Origin of the sequence: Caballeronia telluris, from assembly GCF_001544495.1 — a bacterium.
Lineage (GTDB): Bacteria > Pseudomonadota > Gammaproteobacteria > Burkholderiales > Burkholderiaceae > Caballeronia > Caballeronia telluris.
This window is the reverse complement of the sequence record NZ_FCNZ02000013.1, coordinates 20,464-38,352: the sequence shown is the minus strand read 5'-3', so window position 1 is coordinate 38,352 and position 17,889 is coordinate 20,464. Positions and strand designations below refer to the sequence as shown.

The window sequence follows — 17,889 nt, the reverse complement described above, 5'->3', positions numbered from 1 at the left end:
TCGGTGCCAAAATGAAAAACCCGCAAGGTCGAAAGGCCTTGCGGGTTTTTTTGTGCGCGTCAGGATTATTTCGACTGCGCCCGCATTTGCTCGGCGACCGCCTTGTAATCGTAGGTCGGATAGAACTCGGTCGTGTAGCCGCCCCACGCGGTATTCTCGATCGCGCGGTTCACTTCGCGCAGACGGTCGGCCGGCACGCGCAGCGTGACCACCTGTCCGATGCCCATCATCACGTACCACGACACCACCTGCACGCCCGGCGGCGGAAACGCCTTGAAGTAGCCTTGCTCCTTCAACTGTTCGTTGATTTTCGGCAAAGGCTTCGACTGGTCGTGCTTCAGGAAGATCGTGAGCAGAAAGGTGCCGTCGCCGGCGGGCGCGGCGTTCGGCGGCGGCGTCGCATCCGTTTGCGCCGACACCGACGCAGGCAGCGCGGCGCACAGCATCGCGGCAAGGCTCACCACTCCAATCCACCTGCGCATTGGCTTCTCCTCGCGTAGGAATCGAAACGTCACTTGTGATGCGGCTTGAGACGCGCGAGCAGATGCAGCGCGTTCGGCTGCGCGGCGCCCTGGGCCGTGTTGTCGAACACGCACCACACCTGCGCGCCTTTTTTCGCGCGCTGTTGCAGCGTGTGCGCGAGATCGTCGAGGTAGGTGTAGTCGTAGGACGATTTATACAGATCCGGCGACCCGTGCAGCCGCACATAGACGAGCGACGCGTCCGCGCGATGCCTGATCTCGCATTCGTCGGGGATCGGGTCGGCGTCCACATAGGCGATGTGTTTCGACTTCAGCAGCGCGGCCACTTGGGTCGTGAACCACGTCGGATGGCGCGCCTCGCACGCCACCGGCACCTGCGTGCGCTCGCGCAGCGCGGTGAAAAACGTTTCGGCAACATTCGCATCGAACGCGAGGCTCGGCGGCAGTTGCACGAGCCAGCAACCGAGCTTGTCGCCGAGCTTGCCCGTCGTGTCGAGAAACTCGTCGAGGAGCGCCTCGCAGCCGACGAGCCGCGCATCGTGCGTGATCGCCTTGGCGAGCTTCACGGAAAAGCGAAACGACGACGGCACGCTCTGCGCCCAGTTTTCGTAAGTCTGGGCGCGATGCGGCTTGTAGAAGCTGGAATTGATCTCGACGCAGGTGAGCACGTGCGCGTAGCGTTCGAGATGCGTGCCCTCGGCAGGGAAGTGCGAGCCGACGGCGCTCGTCAGGCCCCAGCCGGCGCAGCCGACGCGGATCGCGCCGTGATGGATTGCCTTGTGAAGGTGGGGCAGTCGATACGGCATGCGCTCTCAACGCCTCGTCGTAGTAGGTTTAGTGACGCGCTGCACCCGGCGCGGCTGGCGGCGGCTCGTCCGCGACGGCATCGGGCGGCGTCGCGCCGTCGGTGTCGTCCATCTCGTTCGAGCGCGCCCAGAAAAAGCGGTCCGGCAAATACGCGCCCATGCCTGGGCGGAACGCGGCGCGCGTCGCCTGGAACAGGTACTCCTGCGCCTCGCGCGCGGCTTCGGCCGGTTCCTGGCCGTTCGCGAGCAGCGCGGCGATGGCCGAGCCGAGCGTATCCGTCAGACCCATCATGCGATTCGGGCTGCGGTCCCACGTGTCCTGCCGCACCTGGCCTTCCTCGCTGTAGAGCGTGTTGACGTGCCGATGCGTGCCCGTCTCCGTCGCGAGGATATATTCGCAGCCCTGCGCGAGCAAATGCGAGATCGCGGCGTCGAGGCTCGGCGCTTCGGCGTCGCCGTCAGGCTGGGCGAGCTGCAACAACGTGGTGTGATCGGCGACTAGCATGGTCGTCTGCGGCACGAGCAGGTCGGCGAGCGATTCGCGCAGTTCGTCGGCGGAAAGGACGTGTTCATCGTCGAGCGTGAAGTCGGGAGCCAGGATCAGCGGGATGTCGTCGTAGTCCGCGACCACCTCGGCGATCGCGCTCACGACTTCTGCCCGTGTCGCCGCGCCGATCTTGAACGCGGCAATCGGCATGTCTTCCAGCAACATGCGCGCCTGGGTCGCGACCGTGTCCGGATCGAGGCCGGTGACTTCGTCGGTCGTGGCCGAATCGCGCACCGTGTAGCCCGTCAGCACGGACACGCCGTGACAGCCCATGCTCGCGAGCGTCAGCAGGTCCGCTTGCAGACCGAAGCCGCCGGTCGGGTCGGAGAGGCCGAACGTGAGAACGATCGGAGGCGTGTCGCTGGGCATGACGAAAGCAGGCATGGAAGATCGAAAAGGCGTAAAAAAGCGGCTGGAAGCAACACGGGCAAACGTGGGATAAAGCGCCGCACCGGCTAGCGAACGAGTCTTAAACTACGTGCCCGGACGGCCAGACCAAGACGGTGTAATTGCTTCGATTATGCGGCCTAATCGCACTGGAGGGGCGCGAGAGGGCGTTCTTTGCCTACATTTTGCGGAAGATTCGCGCGGGGGCCCGCTCGATCGTCGCGGCTTTTGGTGACGGCGCGGCGGGACGGGTGCGCGGTATGATTTCGCGCTGTCGCCACGGCAGGGCGAAGCGGTCCCGAAGACCGGGAAACGCCCGGCCGGAAAGCCTGTTGCTAGGCATCGGGGCGGCAACACGGTACCATCATGTCCTTAAATTTCAACCGACTATTCGACTCGGCATAAGCATGGAATACAGAAGCTGGATGTGCCTGATCTGCGGCTGGATCTACGACGAAGAAGCGGGCCTGCCCGAAGAAGGCATTGCGCCCGGCACGCGCTGGGAAGACGTTCCGATCAACTGGACCTGTCCCGAGTGCGGAGCCCGTAAGGAAGACTTCGAGATGGTCCAGATCTGAGCCGGCATCGCGCGCCGGCACCGATGCCGCGCCGCATGACGTCACCGTCATGCGGCGCGCGTCGTTTGGGCGTGCGTTTTTGTCGGGCCTGTTTTTGTCGGGCCTTTTTGTTGCGACGAAGGAAACGCCGCCCGCCACGCGAAAAGCAAACGATCGAACCCCATTCGCGTGATTTAGGCTTACGCTTGAGTGTCGGCCCGATGTCGGAACATTGGGCCGAAGGGCCGGCGGCCCGTTCGATGTCCGGTTGAGCCCGGGTCGGGGCCGCCCCGGCTGGCCTGTTCGGTCCGGCTCAGCCATGATGCAGTTCAACCCGCGTGCGGCCGAGGGCCGCGAAACGGCACGTGAGCGCTTCCATGACCATTCGACTCGACCTGCCCGATTTGTCCGTTGCGTTTGAAGCCTTGCCCAATCCGCGCGGCGGGTCGGTGCGCAGCGCCGAAATGGCGCTTGCCGACGCGTTGCATGCGTTCCAGCGCCAGGGCGATTCGGCCGCGGCGCTCAAGCGCGCGATCAACGCGCTGCACGCCGCGGGCTGGCTGCCGGCGCAGCGCTTCACGGAGACGCTGGCGCTCGTCGCGCCGCTCGGCGACGACAGCGACGCCAACCGCACACGCATCGTCGATACGCTGCGCGTGTTCGGCGCGGCAGTCGAGAGGCGCAACTTGCGCGAGCTTGCGTGCTCGACCGTTCTCTTCGACCACTACCGCGCGCTGCACGCGCTCTTCGCCGCGCACACGCGCGTGGCCCCGGTTTCCTTCGACGATCTCGCGCTCGCCGGCCGCGCGATCCCGCCCGCGACGCTGCGCCCGATCGCGCCCGAGCGCCTCGCGCGGGTGCGGGCGCATTACGAAGAGGCGCTGCTCGCGCTGCTGCGCACGCCGTCCGACAACGGCGACGACGCGTTCGCCCGGCTCGACGCGTGTCTCTCCGATCTCGCGAGCCCCGATCCCTACGATTTCTGGCGCCTTGCCGTGGCAACCGTGCGCGCGCTGCGCGAGCGCGCGCACATCACGCCGACCAACGCGCCGACCGACGCCCCCGCCGCCGACGCCCGCCGGCTCTACGCGCGCTTCAATCTGGTGCTGGCGGATCAGGCGCATGCGTCGTCGTATGCGCCGAAGTCGCTGGTGCGCGCGACGCTCGCGTTGCTCTGGCGCGACTTCGCGCTCTTCGGCGCGCGCCCCGAAGATGCGGCCCACGTCGACGTCCTGCGCGACTACGGCCTCACGGTGGCGTGGCATATCGCCGCGACGCAGGCTTCCGAAACGGTATGGGAGCAGGGCGCGGCGGAGGCGGCCGAAGCCGCGACCCGCGATGCCGTCACGCGCGACCTCGGCGTGCTGCGCGTGAACGCGGCCGCCTACGAAGACTTTTTGCAGAGCGCGGAAGTGTCGATCGACGGACTGGTCGAGCGGGGCGGCGCGGCGCGCGAAACCGGCAGCGTCGATACGGATGCCGCGCTGCATGCCGCCGACGCAGCGTACCGGCTGGGCGCGGCGGCGTGTTCGCTCGGGCTCGGGCACGTCGCGCTGCTCGCGGATACGCTCGGGCTCGCGTGGCGGCGCATCGCGTATGAATTCCAGACCCACACGCTCGATGCCGCTATCCCCGAGCGCGCCGCCGAAACGCTGCGCTCGATGCTGCATCAGGCGGCGGCGGGCATTGCGCCGGCCGAGGGGCGCGGCTCGGTGCTGTCGCTGATCGCGATGATCGAGCGGCAGACGGCGGTCACACGCTAGGTCCGTTGCGCGCGCTTTTGACGACGTCGTAGCGCGCGAGCGTCGTCTTGCGCGCCGTGTCGTGATCGACGATGGGCAGCGGGTAATCCGCGCCGAGCGCGATTGTCGCGGCCTTGAGCGCGTCGGGTTTCGCGCGCCACGGCGCGTGAATGTCCTTGTCGGAGAGCGCCGCCACTTCCGGCACATAGTGGCGAATGAACTTGCCTTGCGGATCGAACTTCTCCGACTGCGTCACCGGATTGAAGATGCGGAAGTACGGTTGCGCGTCGCAGCCGCTCGATGCCGCCCACTGCCAGCCGCCATTGTTCGACGACAGTTCGAAATCGTTGAGCAGCGCCTCGAAGTACGCCTCGCCGCGCCGCCAGTCGATGCCGAGGTCCTTCGTCAGAAAACTCGCGACCACCATCCGCAGACGGTTGTGCATGTAGCCCGACTGGTTGATCTGGCGCATCGCGGCATCGACGAGCGGATAGCCCGTCCGGCCTTCGCACCACGCCACAAAGTCGGCATCGGCGGCGTCGCCGGTTTCCCATCGGATGCGGTCGTATTCCGGCTTGAACGCGCGATGATCGCCCGGCACGCCGACCTGCGGGAAATGGTGCAGCACGGAAAAATAAAAGTCCCGCCAGATCAGTTCCGACAGCCACGTTTCGGCGCCGCGGTCGCCGTGACGCTGCGCATCGTGCGCGCTGCGGGCGAGCGCGCGGATCGAGATCGTGCCGTGCCGCAGATGCACGCCGAGATAGCTCGGCCCCTTCACCGCCGGGAAGTCGCGCGTGCGGTGATAGTCGGGCATGCGGTCGTGGAAGTCGTCGAAAAGACTCAGCGCGCCGCTCGTACCCGCCGGCAGCGCCAGCGCGTGCGTGGCGCTGAAGCCGAGCGCATCGAGTAAAGGGATCGCGTGCTTCACACTCGAAGGCGGTTTCGCCAACGCCGAAAACGCGTCTTCCGACGCATAGGGCTTGAGCGCATCCGGCGTGAGTGTCGCGAGCCAGTTGCGCTTGTACGGCGTAAACACCGTGTACGGCTTGCCGGCGCCCGTCAGGACGTCGTCGTGATCGAAGATCGTCTGGTCCTTGAACGTGAAGAACGCGACGCCCGCGCCCGCCAGCTTTTCCGCGACCGCGGCGTCTCGCGCCTTCGCCGACGGCTCGTAGTCGCGGTTGGCGAAGACCGCCTGCACGCCGCATTCGCGGGCGAGCGAGGCAATCTCGTGAAGCGGCGCGCCATGACGCACGATCAGCGCGCCGCCCGCGTCGCGCAAGGCGTGGTCCAGTTCGACGGCGCTCGCGTGAATGAACGGCACGCGGCGATCGGTTTTCGGCAACGGCGCGAGGATTTCGCGGTCGAAAACGAAGGCGCACAGCACCCGGCGGCACCGCGTAAGCGCGTGATAGAGTGCAGCATGGTCTGCCACGCGCAGGTCACGCCGAAACCACACCAGCCCCAGATCAAAGTCGGCCATCACGTAGCGCCTTTGGTAAAATTCTGAATTATGTCCAAGACTTCCGATCGCATCAATTTGACGAATCAGTTCCTGATCGCCATGCCCAGCATGGCCGATCCGACGTTCTCGGGAACGGTAGTCTACCTTTGCGATCACAGCGAACGCGGTGCGCTCGGCCTTGTGATCAACCGGCCGACCGACATCGACCTGCAGTCGCTCTTCAATCGCATCGACCTCAAGCTCGAAATCGAGCCGCTCGTGCATTTGCCCGTCTATTTCGGCGGACCGGTGCAGACCGAACGCGGCTTTGTCCTGCACGAACCGGGCGAGGGCGAGCCGTACACCTCGTCGATGAGCGTGCCCGGCGGCCTCGCGATGACCACCTCGAAAGACGTGCTCGAAGCCGTCGCGAGCGGCAAGGGCCCCGACCGCTTTCTCCTCACGCTCGGCCACGCCGGCTGGGGCGCGGGGCAGCTCGAAGAGGAAATCTCGAAGAACGGCTGGCTCACTGTGGAAGCCGATTCACGCATCATTTTCGACGTACCCGCGGAAGATCGCCTCGAAGCGGCGCTGTCGCTGCTCGGCGTGTCGCGCTCGATGCTTTCCGGCGAAGCAGGCCACGCCTGATGGGCCACGCATGAACCGGGCCGCGACTCTGCTCGCCTTCGATTACGGCGAGAAGCGTATCGGCGTGGCGGTTGGCAATACGTTGACGCGGCAGGCCCGCGCGCTCGTCGTCCTCGAAAACCGCAATCGCGATTATCGTTTCGAAACGGTCGGCAAGCTGATCGACGAATGGAAGCCGGATGCGGTCGTGGTCGGCCTGCCGCTCCATCCGGACGGCACGCCTCACGACATGACGCAGCAGGCGAAGCGCTTCGGCAATCAGGTAAACGGGCGCTTCAGCGTGCCGGTCAGCTGGGTCGACGAACGCTATTCCTCCGTCGATGCGAAAGCGCAACTGAAGGCGGGCGGCGTGCGCCCCAACGCCCGCGGCCGCTTCGACGACATCGATGCCGAAGCCGCCCGCGTCATCCTCCAACAATTTCTAGACGGACTGTCCGACGATCATGAGTCCCATTGACGCCGAAGCGCTCTATCGCGCGTTGCTCGACCAGATTCGCGCGGCTCACGGCGAGTCGCTGAAAGCAGCCGATGGCGCGGTGCTCTGCGGCATCTACAGCGGCGGCGCCTGGCTTGCCGGGCGGCTCGCGCAGGATTTGGGCGCGAAGGAATTCGGCGTCGTGAACGTGTCGCTGCATCGCGACGACTACGCCAAGAAGGGCCTGCACAGCCAGGCGAGCCCCACCTCGCTCCCGTTCGAAGTCGACAACCGCCGGATCGTGCTGATCGACGATGTGCTCTCCACCGGGCGCACCGCGCGCGCGGCCGTCAACGAACTTTACGACTACGGCCGTCCGGCTTCGGTCGATCTCGCCGTGCTCGCCGATCGCGGCGGGCGTGAACTGCCGATCGCGGCGCGCTTCGTCGGCGGCGTGGTGGACGTGTCGGCCGACGTGGACCTCGTGCTCGCCAAACGCGACGACGGCACCTTCGCCTTCACGACCGAAGCGCGCGCGAGCCACGCATAGCGCGCAGCAACACCCTCGACTCAATCGAAATAACCCGTCAGGACTGACATGAACACCGCCACTCAGGGTTCTGCCGAAAGCAGCACGCCGGACAACGCGTCCGCGCGCGCCTCCGACACGTTCAGATACGGCTTTCTCAAAGGCAATCCGCAGCTCACGAAGAATGGCGAGCTGAAACACCTGCTGACCATCGAAGGGCTACCGCGCTCGATCGTCACGCATATTCTCGATACCGCCGAGCAGTTCGTGAGCGTCACCGACCGCGAAGTGAAGAAGGTGCCGCTGTTGCGCGGCAAGTCGGTGTTCAACCTCTTCTTCGAGAACTCGACGCGCACCCGCACCACCTTCGAGATCGCCGCCAAGCGGTTGTCGGCGGACGTGCTGAACCTGAACATCAATGCGTCGTCGACGAGCAAGGGCGAGTCGCTGCTCGATACGATCAACAATCTCTCCGCGATGCACGCCGACATGTTCGTCGTGCGCCACGCGTCGAGCGGCGCGCCGTATCTGATCGCCGAGCATTGCGCGCCGCACGTCCACGTGATCAACGCCGGCGACGGCCGTCATGCGCACCCGACGCAAGGGTTGCTCGACATGTACACGATCCGCCATTACAAGCGCGACTTCACGAAGCTGCGCGTGGCGATCGTCGGCGACATTTTGCATTCGCGCGTCGCGCGCTCGGACATTCATGCGCTCACCACGCTCGGCGTGCCGGAAGTGCGCGCGATCGGGCCGCGCACGCTTTTGCCGGGCAACCTCGAACAGATGGGCGTGCACGTCTATCACAATCTCGACGAAGGCCTGAAGGGCGTCGACGTGATCATCATGCTGCGCCTGCAAAACGAGCGCATGAGCGGCGCGCTGCTGCCGTCCGCGCAGGAATATTTCAAGAGCTGGGGCCTGACGCCCGAGCGACTTGCGCTCGCCGCGCCCGATGCGATCGTGATGCATCCGGGGCCAATGAACCGCGGCGTCGAAATCGATTCGCAAGTGGCCGACGGACCGCAGTCGGTGATCCTGAATCAGGTGACGTTCGGCATCGCGGTGCGCATGGCGGTGATGGGCATTGTGGCCGGAAATAGCGACTAAAGAACACGACATGAAGATCCAGATTCAGGGCGGCACGCTCATCGATCCCGCGGCCGGCACCGAGCGGCAAGCGGACGTTTTTATCGCGGCGGGACGGATCGTCGGGATCGGCGAGGCGCCCGCCGACTTCAGCGCCGCGAAGACCATCGACGCGAAGGGTCTCGCCATCGCGCCCGGTTTCGTCGACCTCTCGGCGCGGCTGCGCGAGCCGGGTTTCGAGCACAAGGCGACGCTCGAATCCGAAATGGCGGCGGCCATCGCGGGCGGCGTGACGAGCCTCGTGTGCCCGCCCGACACCGACCCGGTGCTTGACGAGCCCGGTCTAGTCGAAATGCTCAAGTTCCGCGCGCAGAAGCTGCATCAGGCGCACGTGTATCCGCTCGGCGCGCTGACCGTCGGCCTGAAAGGGCAGGCGATCACGGAAATGGTCGAGTTGACGGAAGCCGGCTGCATCGGCTTCTCGCAGGCCGACAATCCCATCGTCGATACCCGCACGCTCCTGCGCGCGCTGCAATATGCGACCACTTACGGCTATACCGTGTGGCTGCGTCCGCAGGACGCGTACATGGCAAGCGGCGGCGTCGCGGCGAGCGGCGCGGTGGCCTCGCGGCTCGGCCTCTCGGGCGTGCCGGTGTCGGCGGAAACCATCGCGCTGCACACCATTTTCGAGCTGATGCGCGTCACGGGCGCGCGCGTGCATCTGTCGCATCTGTCGTCCGCGGCGGGCGTCGAACTCGTGCGCGGCGCGAAGGCCGAAGGGCTCGCGGTGTCGTGCGACGTCACGATCAACCACGTTCACCTGACTGACATCGACATCGGCTATTTCGACTCGCAATATCGCCTCGATCCGCCGCTGCGCTCGCAGCGCGATCGCGAAGCGATCCGCGCGGGTCTCGCCGATGGCACGATCGACGCGATCTGCTCCGACCACACGCCGCTCGACGACGACGAAAAACTGCTGCCGTTCGCCGAAGCCACGCCCGGTTCGACGGGCCTGGAACTGCTGCTTTCGCTGACGGTGAAGTGGGCGCGCGAGGCGAACCTGCCTTTGGCGAAGGCCCTCGCGCGCATTTCGTCCGCGCCCGCCAACGTGCTCAAGCTCCCGGCGGGACGCATCGCGATGGGCGCGCTCGCCGATCTGTGCGTCTTCGATCCGTCGGCGGATTGGCTCGTCGATCCGCGCAAGCTGAAGAGCCAGGGACGCAACTCGCCGTTTCTCGGCTACGAACTGCCGGCCCGCGTGCGCGCGACGATCGTCGCGGGGCACATCGCCTTCGAGACGCGCTGACGATGCGTCTCGTCGGCGCGAAGCTGCGTCTCGTCGTTCACCTGCTGCACGGCATGTGGATCGTCGCGACGCGCTTTCCGCGCGCCTCCGCCGAGGCACGGCGCGAGATGAACCGCGCGTGGTCGCTGAAAATGCTACGGCTCGCGGGCATGCGGCTCGTCGTCCATAACGACGAGGCGCGCCTCGACGCCGGCGTGCTGGTGGTCGGCAATCACATCTCGTGGATCGACATCTACGTGATCAACGCGTGGCGGCCGACGCCGTTCGTCTCGAAGGCGGAGATTCGCAACTGGCCGGTGGTCGGCTGGCTGGCGCAGCAGCTCGGCACGGTGTTCATCCAGCGCGAGAAGCGCAGCGACGCGAAGCGCATCATGCACGAACTCGCGAATCGCCTGATGGCGGGCGAGATGATGTGCGTGTTCCCGGAAGGCACGACGTCGAGCGGCGAGAAGCTGCTGCCGTTTCACGCGAACCTGTTTCAGGCGGCGGTGTCGGCGTCGTGTCCGGTGCAGCCGGTCTGCCTCATGTACGAGGACGCGCGCGGCCGGCAATCGACGGCGCCCGCCTATATCGACGACATGACGCTCGGCGATTCGCTCGACCTGCTGCTGCGCGGCGCGCCGCTGACCGCGCATCTTTACGTGTGCGAGGCGCTCGCGCCGGGCGCGAACAGGCGTCTTCTGGCAAGCGAGGCGCAGGCGGCGATCGAAGTGGCGTTGCACCGCATGCGCGGCGAGGCGCCGGCGCAGGTTGTCGCGCCGGCTTCGGTCGATACCGATGATGGCACGCTGCCGTCGCAGCGGACCGCCTGATCGTCAGCCTTTCATCGCGCAACTGACCTGTGTCACGACGCGCTCGGCCGGATCGGCGGCAAGCCGCACCGCCGACAGCTTGTTTCCCCACACGCATCCTGAATCGAGGCACAGCACGTCGTCGCGGACCATCAGGCCGAGCGCGGCCCAGTGGCCGAACACGACCGTCACGTCCTGCGTCCGGCGCCCCGGAACGTCGAACCACGGCATGTAGCCGGGCGGCGCGGCGTCGGGGCCGGCGTTGTTCGCGAATTCCATCGCGCCTTCTGCGGTGCAAAAGCGGATGCGCGACAGCGCGTTGTACGTCACGCGCAGCCGGTCCGCGCCGGTGAGCGAATCGTCCCAGCGATGCGGCTCGTTGCCGTACAGCGACGCGAGCGTCTCCTTCCACTTCGGCCCACGCAGCGCCTGTTCCAGCTCGCGTGCGAGTTCCAGCGTCTTCGTGACGTCCCACTGCGGCAACACGCCCGCGTGAACCATCAGCACGCCATGCTCGAAGTGCGCGAGCGGCTTGTGGCGCACCCAGTCGATGAGATCGTCCGCGTCTTTCGCGGCGAGGATCTCGTCGAGCGTGTCGCCTTTCTTCGGCTTGCGCAGGCCGGCCGCGACCGCGAGCAGGTTCAGGTCGTGGTTGCCGAGGACGACGGTCGCGCGGCTGCCGAGCGCGATCACGTCGCGCAGGGTATTGAGCGATTCCGGGCCGCGGTTGATCAGGTCGCCAGCGAACCAGAGCGGGGTGTCGGGGCCGGGGGCCGCTTTTCGAAGCAAACGTTGGAATGGCTTGCAGCAACCTTGAAGATCGCCGAAGACGACTGGGGCGGGTCGCGCAGAGCCAGCGCTGGCGTTCAGTGTGTCGTCCATAGAATTAAGATCGGGGCGGGCGTTGCCGGCAGGAATGCGGATACGCAGATGGAGAGCATTATGAACGGCGGCGGATACCTGCGGCATATGCGGAATTTGACCCCCGCCCGCCGGAGTGACACGCTGCAACCGCTTGCAAGCAAAAGCCTGTAGCTGTATCAAGTTGTTAGTCGTGTCGTTTTTGCACACTGTGGCCTTATAATTAGCGGCTTATCAATTGCCGCGGAGAGCAACGGCCACCGGTCTTACGGCATTCGTCTTCGACAGCAACGTTCGCGCAGATCGCGTAATTTTTTCATAAATTCGAGGGTGCTTTCGGCCGTATCATGCGCTGGGGGCGTTAAAAAGGGCTCATATGATTCTCGTTACGGGCGGCGCCGGCTTCATCGGTGCCAATTTTGTTCTGGATTGGCTCAAGGGCTCGGATGAACCCGTTTTGAACGTCGACAAGCTGACGTATGCGGGTAACCTCGAAACGCTGAAGTCGCTGGCCGGCAATCCGAAGCACATCTTCGCCCGTGCGGACATCTGTGACCGCGTTGCCATCGATTTACTGCTCGCCGAACACAAGCCGCGCGCGATTCTCCACTTTGCTGCGGAAAGTCACGTCGATCGGTCCATTCACGGTCCGGCCGACTTCGTGCAGACGAATGTCGTCGGTACCTTTACGCTGCTCGAAGCTACCCGTACCTATTGGGATGCTCTGCCGGACCGTCAGAAAGCCGCGTTCCGTTTCCTCGCGGTGTCCACCGACGAAGTGTTCGGCTCGCTCGGTCCCAACGATCCGCAGTTCTCGGAAGCGACGCCGTATGCTCCAAATAGTCCTTACTCCGCGTCAAAGGCGGCATCGGATCATCTCGTGCGCGCTTATCATCATACATATGGCTTGCCCACGCTTACGACCAACTGCTCGAACAACTACGGCCCGTATCACTTCCCCGAGAAGCTGATTCCGCTCGTGATCACCCGCGCACTCGCAGGCGAGCCGCTGCCCGTGTACGGCGACGGCAAGAACGTCCGCGATTGGTTATATGTCGGGGATCACTGTGCGGCCATCCGTCGCGTGCTCGAAGCCGGCAAGGTCGGCGAGACCTACAATATCGGCGGCTGGAACGAAAAGGCGAATATCGATGTCGTCAACACGCTCTGCGAACTGCTCGAAGAACTTCAACCTAAGGCGTCCGGGGCCTATCGCGATCAAATCACCTTCGTAAAAGACCGCCCGGGACACGACCAGCGTTACGCCATCGATGCGCGCAAGCTCGAGCGCGAGCTTGGCTGGAAACCCGCGGAAACCTTCGAAACGGGTCTGCGCAAGACGGCGGCGTGGTATCTCGCGAACCGCGAGTGGTGGGAGCACGTTACCTCTGGCGAATATCGCAGGGTGGAGTCGCTCGGGAATGAATGAATCTTCCAGGCTTTCGCCTAGCATTCTCGTCATCGGCGCGGGAGGGCAGGTTGGAAGTGAGCTTCGACGCAGCCTGGCCGTGCTGGGACGCGTGACTGCGCTCACCCGCGAACAGTGCGACCTATGTGTGACGGAGCAAGTTAGGACTGTTGTGCGCAGTATCAAGCCCGATGTGATCGTCAACGCGGGTGGTTATACCGCGGTGGATCAGGCCGAAACCGAGGTGGCGCTTGCACGGGCGGTCAACGCTGACGCGCCGCGCGTGCTGGCGGAGGAAGCCGCCAGCCTGAACGCGTTGCTCGTGCATTATTCGACGGACTATGTGTTCGACGGCAGCAAGAACGCGCCCTACACGGAAGGTGACACTCCAAATCCGGTGTCCGAATACGGTGCGAGTAAGATTGCGGGCGAGCGGGCGGTGATGGAGTCGTGCGAAAAGCATTACATCTTTCGCACAAGCTGGCTGTATGGGGCGAACGGTGGCAATTTCATCAAGGCCATCATGCGCGCGGCGCAAACGCGCGATGCGTTGACGGTCGTCAATGATCAGGTCGGTGCCCCGACGGCTGCGGAACTGGTCGCGGACGTTGCGGCGCATTCGGTGCGGGCTTATCTGCGAAGCGACATGCCCATGCGTTCGGGCGTCTATCATCTGTGCGCCTCGGGGGAGGCCAGTTGGTATGAATACGCGCGCTTCATTGTCCAGTTGATGTATGAAGCAGGCGTTCCAGTACGGGTCGCTCATGAAGGGATCTCACCCGTGACGTCGGCGGAATATGGCCAGGCGGCACCTCGGCCGGCCAATTCGCGGCTGGACACATCGCTGCTTCGCAGTTCGCTCGGCATCGAGTTGCCGGATTGGCAAGAGGGCGTTCGTCGTTTCGTGAACCGATTTATCGACGCGAGAAACGTCTTCGTCGATCAGGCGCCGCGCAACATTTGATTGAGAGAAATGCCATGAATCGAAAAGGTATCATCCTCGCCGGCGGCTCCGGGACACGGCTCTATCCCATTACGCGCGCAGTCTCGAAACAATTGTTACCAGTGTACGACAAGCCGATGATCTACTATCCGCTGTGCACGCTCATGCTGGCCGGCATCCGCGACATTCTGATCATCTCCACGCCCCAGGACACGCCTCGCTTCATCGAAATGCTGGGCGATGGCAAGCGGTGGGGTGTCAATATCCAATACGCCGAGCAGCCAAGCCCCGATGGCATCGCGCAGGCGTTTCTGATTGGACGCGACTTCATCGGCAACGATCCGTCGACGTTGATTCTTGGCGATAACATTTTTCACGGCCACGATCTGCAAGTTCAGGTGCAGCGGGCAGCCGCTCGCGAGACGGGCGCGTCCGTGTTCGCGTATCACGTGCAGGACCCCGAGCGCTATGGGGTCGTGGAATTCGACGACAAGTTCCGCGCACTGTCGCTAGAGGAAAAGCCGAAAGTGCCCAAGTCGAACTATGCAGTGACGGGCCTTTATTTCTACGACAACGACGTCTGCGATATCGCTGGCGAGATCAAGCCATCGGCACGCGGCGAGCTCGAAATCACCGATGTCAATTTGGCTTATATGGCGAAGCAGACGTTGAACGTGGAGATCATGGGGCGCGGATACGCATGGCTCGATACCGGGACGCACGATTCTCTACAGGAAGCGGCGGTATTCATTGCTACGCTTCAAAAACGGCAAGGCTTGATGGTCGCCTGCCCAGAGGAGATCGCCTTCCGGAATCGGTGGATTTCCGCGGATGAGCTAGGGAAGCTTGCGTCCGAGCTTTCCAAAAACGGATACGGCCAATATCTCCAACGCGTTTTCAAGGAGTCGGTTGCATGAATTTGAAAGCCATTCCCACGGCAATTCCCGAAGTGCTCATTCTGGAGCCGAAAAGCTTTGGCGACGAGCGTGGCTTCTTTTACGAGAGCTTCAATGCGAGGCAGTTCGGCGAAGTGACCGGCGTGCAAGCCGAATTCGTGCAGGACAATCACTCGCGCTCGGCGAAGAACGTCCTGCGGGGCCTGCATTACCAGATTCAGCAGCCGCAAGGTAAACTCGTGCGCGTCATTATTGGCAGCGTTTTCGATGTCGCCGTAGACTTGCGCCGTTCGTCGGCGACTTTCGGAAAGTGGGTTGGTGTCGAATTGACGGCGGATAACAAGCGGCAGCTTTGGGTGCCGCCGGGATTCGGGCATGGCTTTGTGGTGACGTCGGAGTCTGCGGAATTTCTCTATAAGACGACCGATTACTACGCACCCGAATTCGAGCGATCGATTCGCTGGGACGATCGGGATATTGGAATCGGCTGGCCCACCGGGATTCAGCCTATTCTTTCCAAGAAAGACGAAGCGGCATATTCACTCGCTAAAGCTGAATTATTTGATTAAACAGAATCCTCAGGAGAAGTACGTGGCTATTCAATTGTTCGTGCCGAATTTCCGTGTTGATGAGTGTCTCGAAGAAATCCGCGAATGTCTCGTCAAGGGTTGGACGGGGCTGGGTTTCAAGACGAACCAGTTCGAAGAGGCATGGAAGAGCTACACAGGCTTGAAGCACGCTCATTATCTGAGTTCGAACACTGTCGGCTTGCATCTGGCGCTGGAACTTTTCAAGACCAAGTTCGACTGGGAAGACGGTGACGAAGTCATTACGACGCCGCTTACTTTCGTGTCGTCGAACCACGCAATCCTATACGCAAAACTGACGCCGGTGTTTGCCGACGTCGACGACTCGCTCTGTCTCGACCCAGACAGCGTCGCTTCCCGAATTACCGACAAGACGCGAGCCATCGTATTTGTTGGCGTCGGCGGTAATGTCGGCCAGTATGAGAAGGTGTTAAAGATTTGTCGGGAGCGCGGCATCAAGGTGGTGTTGGACGCTGCGCACATGTCCGGCTCGCGTTTCCACGGACGTCATGTCGGTCACGATGCGGATGTGACGGTGTTCAGTTTCCAGGCCGTGAAAAATCTGCCGACGGCCGACTCTGGCATGATCTGCTTCCAGGACGAAGAAGACGACGTGCGCGTGCGCAAGATGAGCTGGCTCGGCATCAACAAGGACACTTACGCCCGCACCGCAACGCAAGGCGCATACAAGTGGATGTACGACGTCGAGGAAGTCGGCTACAAGTATCACGGCAACTCGATCATGGCAGCGATCGGCCTCGTGCAACTGAAGTATCTTGACAATGACAACTCATACCGCCGTCAGTTGGCGAGCTGGTATGAAGAACTACTGTGGGGCCAGGACAACATCAAGCTCGTGAAGATTACGAAGGGTTGCGAGTCGTCGCGTCACTTGTTCCAGATTCGTGTGAAGAACCGCGACGAACTGATGCTCGCGTTGAACGAGCACGAGGTATATCCGGGCGTCCACTATCGTGACAATACGGAATACCGCATGTATGCGAGCGGAAAGGGCCAGTGCCCGAACGCGCATCAGGCGAGCACCGAAATCCTGTCATTGCCAATGCACATGGGCGTCTCACGCAAGGACGTCGAACTGATCGCTTCCCTGGTTCGTCAGTACGCCGCGAAATGAAGCTAGCTCACGCGCCGTATTCCTTTGGCGCTGTGCGCCTGCGCCTCCTCGCGGACGACGACCTCCGCGAGACGCTTGTCTGGCGCAATCGAGATGGCGTTCGCCAGCAATTCAAGAGTTCCGCGCCCCTCGAATGGGATGCGCATCATCAATGGTTCGTGCGTTATAGCGAGAAGGCAGACGACCTGGCGTTCATAGTGGAGCGCGTGGACTCAGGGGCGAAGGTCGGGCAGGTCGCTATCTACGCGATCGACGATGATAAGCGCGCAGCGGAAATCGGGCGCTTCGTCGTGGCGTCGGAGTTTCAGGGCCAAGGCTTGATGCGTGAGGCGATTGACGCTCTGATGCGATTCGCTGCCACCCAGCTCGCGCTGCGTTCGGTATATCTTGATGTCATCGAGACCAACGCACGTGCCCGGCGTCTGTATGAGTCGCTCGGCTTTGCGGTTGCGCGAAGCACCGACGGCTTAATAAGAATGGAACGGAGTATTGATGATTACCTATAACAGCGCGAACTCGCGTCCTTCTTTGGGCGAGTTCGTGAGCGCGGCGAAGCTCTGGCGCGTCTGGCTCCACATGGGAGTGCAGGACGTCAAGAGCCGCTTCCGCAATTCTGTGCTGGGACCCACCTGGATCCTGATCAACCTTGCCGCCGTGATCGCGGCGGTAGGGCTGATTTACGGTCGGCTGTTTCATCAACCGATGAACGAGTTTCTGCCGTTCCTGACGATCGGTCTCGTGATCTGGTCGTTCATCACGTCCTCGCTCGTCGAAGGTGCATCGGCGTTTATTGTCGCCGAAGGCTATATCAAGCAGTTCCCCTTTCCGAAGATTATTTACCTCTACCGCGCAATGGTGCCTTACGTCATAGTATTTTCGATCGGCCTGGTGATCTTCTTCGTTTGCATGGCGCTTTACCGGCGGCAGATCGGGTGGGGCGCGCTCTGGGTGATGCCTGGCTTCGCGCTCTTCCTGCTGATCAATTTCTTCCATCTCGTGATCGTCGCTCATGTGGGTGTTCGCTTTCGGGATCTGCCTCACTTGCTCGGTAGTCTGATTCAGATTGCGTTTTATTTGACACCGGTAATTTTCACGGTGGCGATGCTCAAAGACCGTGGTCTCGCTTTCATCTACATGTTTAATCCGCTGTACTACCTTATCGAAATCATCCGGTACCCGTTGCTCAATAGCGCACCGCCTCCGCTCGAAGTGGTGTGCGTTTCGCTCGGCTATTGTGTCGTCATGGGCATCGTCGCCGTTCTGGTCGTGAGAAAGATGTCACAACGCATTGTGTACGTGCTATGACG

The 17,889-nt window shown here is 63.0% G+C and carries 20 protein-coding genes; 15 read left to right on the top strand and 5 right to left on the bottom strand.

Annotated elements, in window-relative coordinates:
* Window positions 1-65: 65 nt before the first annotated feature.
* Genes AWB66_RS17785 through thiD form a run of 3 tightly spaced genes read right to left on the bottom strand, consistent with a single transcriptional unit; the run spans window position 66 to window position 2,204 of the window.
* Window positions 66-482 carry a hypothetical protein gene (locus AWB66_RS17785; protein WP_200819008.1) on the bottom strand — a complete coding sequence of 139 codons (417 nt, stop codon included), beginning with the start codon at window positions 480-482 and terminating at the stop codon, window positions 66-68.
* Between the two features lie 29 nt (window positions 483-511).
* On the bottom strand, window positions 512-1,288 hold the full coding sequence (locus AWB66_RS17780; RefSeq protein WP_087631504.1) for a DUF72 domain-containing protein: 777 nt from the start codon (window positions 1,286-1,288) through the stop codon (window positions 512-514).
* Window positions 1,289-1,316: 28 nt separating this feature from the next.
* Window positions 1,317-2,204 (bottom strand): bifunctional hydroxymethylpyrimidine kinase/phosphomethylpyrimidine kinase, encoded by an 888-nt coding sequence (gene thiD, locus AWB66_RS17775; RefSeq protein WP_087631637.1) that lies wholly within the window; start codon window positions 2,202-2,204, stop codon window positions 1,317-1,319.
* A gap of 425 nt (window positions 2,205-2,629) precedes the next feature.
* Between thiD and AWB66_RS17770 the strand changes: the two genes are divergently transcribed.
* Together AWB66_RS17770 and AWB66_RS17765 are read left to right on the top strand one after the other, a co-directional pair.
* Window positions 2,630-2,800 carry a rubredoxin gene (locus AWB66_RS17770; RefSeq protein ID WP_025527884.1) on the top strand — a complete coding sequence of 57 codons (171 nt, stop codon included), beginning with the start codon at window positions 2,630-2,632 and terminating at the stop codon, window positions 2,798-2,800.
* 356 nt (window positions 2,801-3,156) lie between these two features.
* On the top strand, window positions 3,157-4,542 hold the full coding sequence (locus tag AWB66_RS17765; RefSeq protein ID WP_087631503.1) for a hypothetical protein: 1,386 nt from the start codon (window positions 3,157-3,159) through the stop codon (window positions 4,540-4,542).
* On the opposite strand, the gene AWB66_RS17760 is transcribed toward AWB66_RS17765, so the two are convergent.
* The gene (locus AWB66_RS17760; RefSeq protein WP_087631502.1) at window positions 4,532-6,007 is read right to left on the bottom strand and encodes a cryptochrome/photolyase family protein; all 1,476 of its coding nucleotides are present in this window, start codon (window positions 6,005-6,007) and stop codon (window positions 4,532-4,534) included. The genes AWB66_RS17765 and AWB66_RS17760 overlap by 11 nt on opposite strands.
* Before the next feature lie 30 nt (window positions 6,008-6,037).
* On the opposite strand from AWB66_RS17760, the gene AWB66_RS17755 reads away from it, so the two are divergent.
* Genes AWB66_RS17755 through AWB66_RS17730 form a run of 6 tightly spaced genes read left to right on the top strand, consistent with a single transcriptional unit; the run spans window position 6,038 to window position 10,773 of the window.
* A complete protein-coding gene (locus AWB66_RS17755) occupies window positions 6,038-6,616 on the top strand; it encodes a YqgE/AlgH family protein (RefSeq protein WP_087631501.1) in 579 nt (192 codons plus the stop codon).
* Between the two features lie 10 nt (window positions 6,617-6,626).
* Window positions 6,627-7,073, top strand: a complete 447-nt coding sequence (gene ruvX, locus AWB66_RS17750; protein ID WP_087631500.1) for a Holliday junction resolvase RuvX — start codon at window positions 6,627-6,629, stop codon at window positions 7,071-7,073.
* The gene (gene pyrR / locus AWB66_RS17745; protein ID WP_087631499.1) at window positions 7,060-7,581 is read left to right on the top strand and encodes a bifunctional pyr operon transcriptional regulator/uracil phosphoribosyltransferase PyrR; all 522 of its coding nucleotides are present in this window, start codon (window positions 7,060-7,062) and stop codon (window positions 7,579-7,581) included. The genes ruvX and pyrR overlap by 14 nt, the downstream gene beginning before the upstream one ends.
* Before the next feature lie 48 nt (window positions 7,582-7,629).
* A complete protein-coding gene (locus AWB66_RS17740) occupies window positions 7,630-8,673 on the top strand; it encodes an aspartate carbamoyltransferase catalytic subunit (protein WP_087631498.1) in 1,044 nt (347 codons plus the stop codon).
* A 10-nt stretch (window positions 8,674-8,683) separates the two neighbouring features.
* A complete protein-coding gene (locus AWB66_RS17735) occupies window positions 8,684-9,961 on the top strand; it encodes a dihydroorotase (protein WP_087631497.1) in 1,278 nt (425 codons plus the stop codon).
* Between the two features lie 2 nt (window positions 9,962-9,963).
* Window positions 9,964-10,773: a lysophospholipid acyltransferase family protein gene (locus AWB66_RS17730; RefSeq protein WP_087631496.1), complete on the top strand. Its 810-nt coding sequence runs from the start codon at window positions 9,964-9,966 to the stop codon at window positions 10,771-10,773.
* Between the two features lie 3 nt (window positions 10,774-10,776).
* On the opposite strand, the gene AWB66_RS17725 is transcribed toward AWB66_RS17730, so the two are convergent.
* Window positions 10,777-11,634 (bottom strand): symmetrical bis(5'-nucleosyl)-tetraphosphatase, encoded by an 858-nt coding sequence (locus AWB66_RS17725; protein ID WP_087631495.1) that lies wholly within the window; start codon window positions 11,632-11,634, stop codon window positions 10,777-10,779.
* Between the two features lie 355 nt (window positions 11,635-11,989).
* On the opposite strand from AWB66_RS17725, the gene rfbB reads away from it, so the two are divergent.
* Genes rfbB through AWB66_RS17690 form a run of 7 tightly spaced genes read left to right on the top strand, consistent with a single transcriptional unit; the run spans window position 11,990 to window position 17,887 of the window.
* Window positions 11,990-13,042 carry a dTDP-glucose 4,6-dehydratase gene (gene rfbB / locus AWB66_RS17720; RefSeq protein WP_087631494.1) on the top strand — a complete coding sequence of 351 codons (1,053 nt, stop codon included), beginning with the start codon at window positions 11,990-11,992 and terminating at the stop codon, window positions 13,040-13,042.
* Entirely contained in the window at window positions 13,035-13,985 is a 951-nt protein-coding gene (gene rfbD, locus AWB66_RS17715) for a dTDP-4-dehydrorhamnose reductase (protein WP_087631493.1), read from the top strand. The genes rfbB and rfbD overlap by 8 nt, the downstream gene beginning before the upstream one ends.
* Before the next feature lie 14 nt (window positions 13,986-13,999).
* Window positions 14,000-14,881, top strand: coding sequence for a glucose-1-phosphate thymidylyltransferase RfbA (rfbA, locus tag AWB66_RS17710; protein ID WP_087631492.1), 882 nt, complete (start codon window positions 14,000-14,002; stop codon window positions 14,879-14,881).
* Complete coding sequence (rfbC, locus tag AWB66_RS17705; protein WP_087631491.1) at window positions 14,878-15,429, top strand: dTDP-4-dehydrorhamnose 3,5-epimerase; 552 nt, start codon at window positions 14,878-14,880, stop codon at window positions 15,427-15,429. Before rfbA ends, rfbC begins: the two co-directional genes overlap by 4 nt.
* Complete coding sequence (locus AWB66_RS17700; protein ID WP_200819007.1) at window positions 15,338-16,582, top strand: DegT/DnrJ/EryC1/StrS family aminotransferase; 1,245 nt, start codon at window positions 15,338-15,340, stop codon at window positions 16,580-16,582. The genes rfbC and AWB66_RS17700 overlap by 92 nt, the downstream gene beginning before the upstream one ends.
* On the top strand, window positions 16,579-17,088 hold the full coding sequence (locus tag AWB66_RS17695; protein WP_087631489.1) for a GNAT family N-acetyltransferase: 510 nt from the start codon (window positions 16,579-16,581) through the stop codon (window positions 17,086-17,088). Before AWB66_RS17700 ends, AWB66_RS17695 begins: the two co-directional genes overlap by 4 nt.
* Entirely contained in the window at window positions 17,075-17,887 is an 813-nt protein-coding gene (locus AWB66_RS17690; RefSeq protein WP_087631488.1) for an ABC transporter permease, read from the top strand. Before AWB66_RS17695 ends, AWB66_RS17690 begins: the two co-directional genes overlap by 14 nt.
* The last annotated feature ends 2 nt before the right edge of the window (window positions 17,888-17,889 follow it).

Coding starts and splice junctions, on each gene's coding strand:
- AWB66_RS17785 (WP_200819008.1), bottom strand. CDS start 482: ATGCGCAGGTGGATTGGAGTGGTGAGCCTTGCCGCGATGCTGTGCGCC.
- AWB66_RS17730 (WP_087631496.1), top strand. CDS start 9,964: ATGCGTCTCGTCGGCGCGAAGCTGCGTCTCGTCGTTCACCTGCTGCAC.
- AWB66_RS17740 (WP_087631498.1), top strand. CDS start 7,630: ATGAACACCGCCACTCAGGGTTCTGCCGAAAGCAGCACGCCGGACAAC.
- rfbA (WP_087631492.1), top strand. CDS start 14,000: ATGAATCGAAAAGGTATCATCCTCGCCGGCGGCTCCGGGACACGGCTC.
- AWB66_RS17725 (WP_087631495.1), bottom strand. CDS start 11,634: ATGGACGACACACTGAACGCCAGCGCTGGCTCTGCGCGACCCGCCCCA.
- AWB66_RS17760 (WP_087631502.1), bottom strand. CDS start 6,007: ATGGCCGACTTTGATCTGGGGCTGGTGTGGTTTCGGCGTGACCTGCGC.
- rfbC (WP_087631491.1), top strand. CDS start 14,878: ATGAATTTGAAAGCCATTCCCACGGCAATTCCCGAAGTGCTCATTCTG.
- thiD (WP_087631637.1), bottom strand. CDS start 2,204: ATGCCCAGCGACACGCCTCCGATCGTTCTCACGTTCGGCCTCTCCGAC.
- pyrR (WP_087631499.1), top strand. CDS start 7,060: ATGAGTCCCATTGACGCCGAAGCGCTCTATCGCGCGTTGCTCGACCAG.
- AWB66_RS17765 (WP_087631503.1), top strand. CDS start 3,157: ATGACCATTCGACTCGACCTGCCCGATTTGTCCGTTGCGTTTGAAGCC.
- AWB66_RS17735 (WP_087631497.1), top strand. CDS start 8,684: ATGAAGATCCAGATTCAGGGCGGCACGCTCATCGATCCCGCGGCCGGC.
- rfbD (WP_087631493.1), top strand. CDS start 13,035: ATGAATGAATCTTCCAGGCTTTCGCCTAGCATTCTCGTCATCGGCGCG.
- AWB66_RS17695 (WP_087631489.1), top strand. CDS start 16,579: ATGAAGCTAGCTCACGCGCCGTATTCCTTTGGCGCTGTGCGCCTGCGC.
- AWB66_RS17690 (WP_087631488.1), top strand. CDS start 17,075: ATGATTACCTATAACAGCGCGAACTCGCGTCCTTCTTTGGGCGAGTTC.
- ruvX (WP_087631500.1), top strand. CDS start 6,627: ATGAACCGGGCCGCGACTCTGCTCGCCTTCGATTACGGCGAGAAGCGT.
- AWB66_RS17755 (WP_087631501.1), top strand. CDS start 6,038: ATGTCCAAGACTTCCGATCGCATCAATTTGACGAATCAGTTCCTGATC.
- AWB66_RS17780 (WP_087631504.1), bottom strand. CDS start 1,288: ATGCCGTATCGACTGCCCCACCTTCACAAGGCAATCCATCACGGCGCG.
- rfbB (WP_087631494.1), top strand. CDS start 11,990: ATGATTCTCGTTACGGGCGGCGCCGGCTTCATCGGTGCCAATTTTGTT.
- AWB66_RS17770 (WP_025527884.1), top strand. CDS start 2,630: ATGGAATACAGAAGCTGGATGTGCCTGATCTGCGGCTGGATCTACGAC.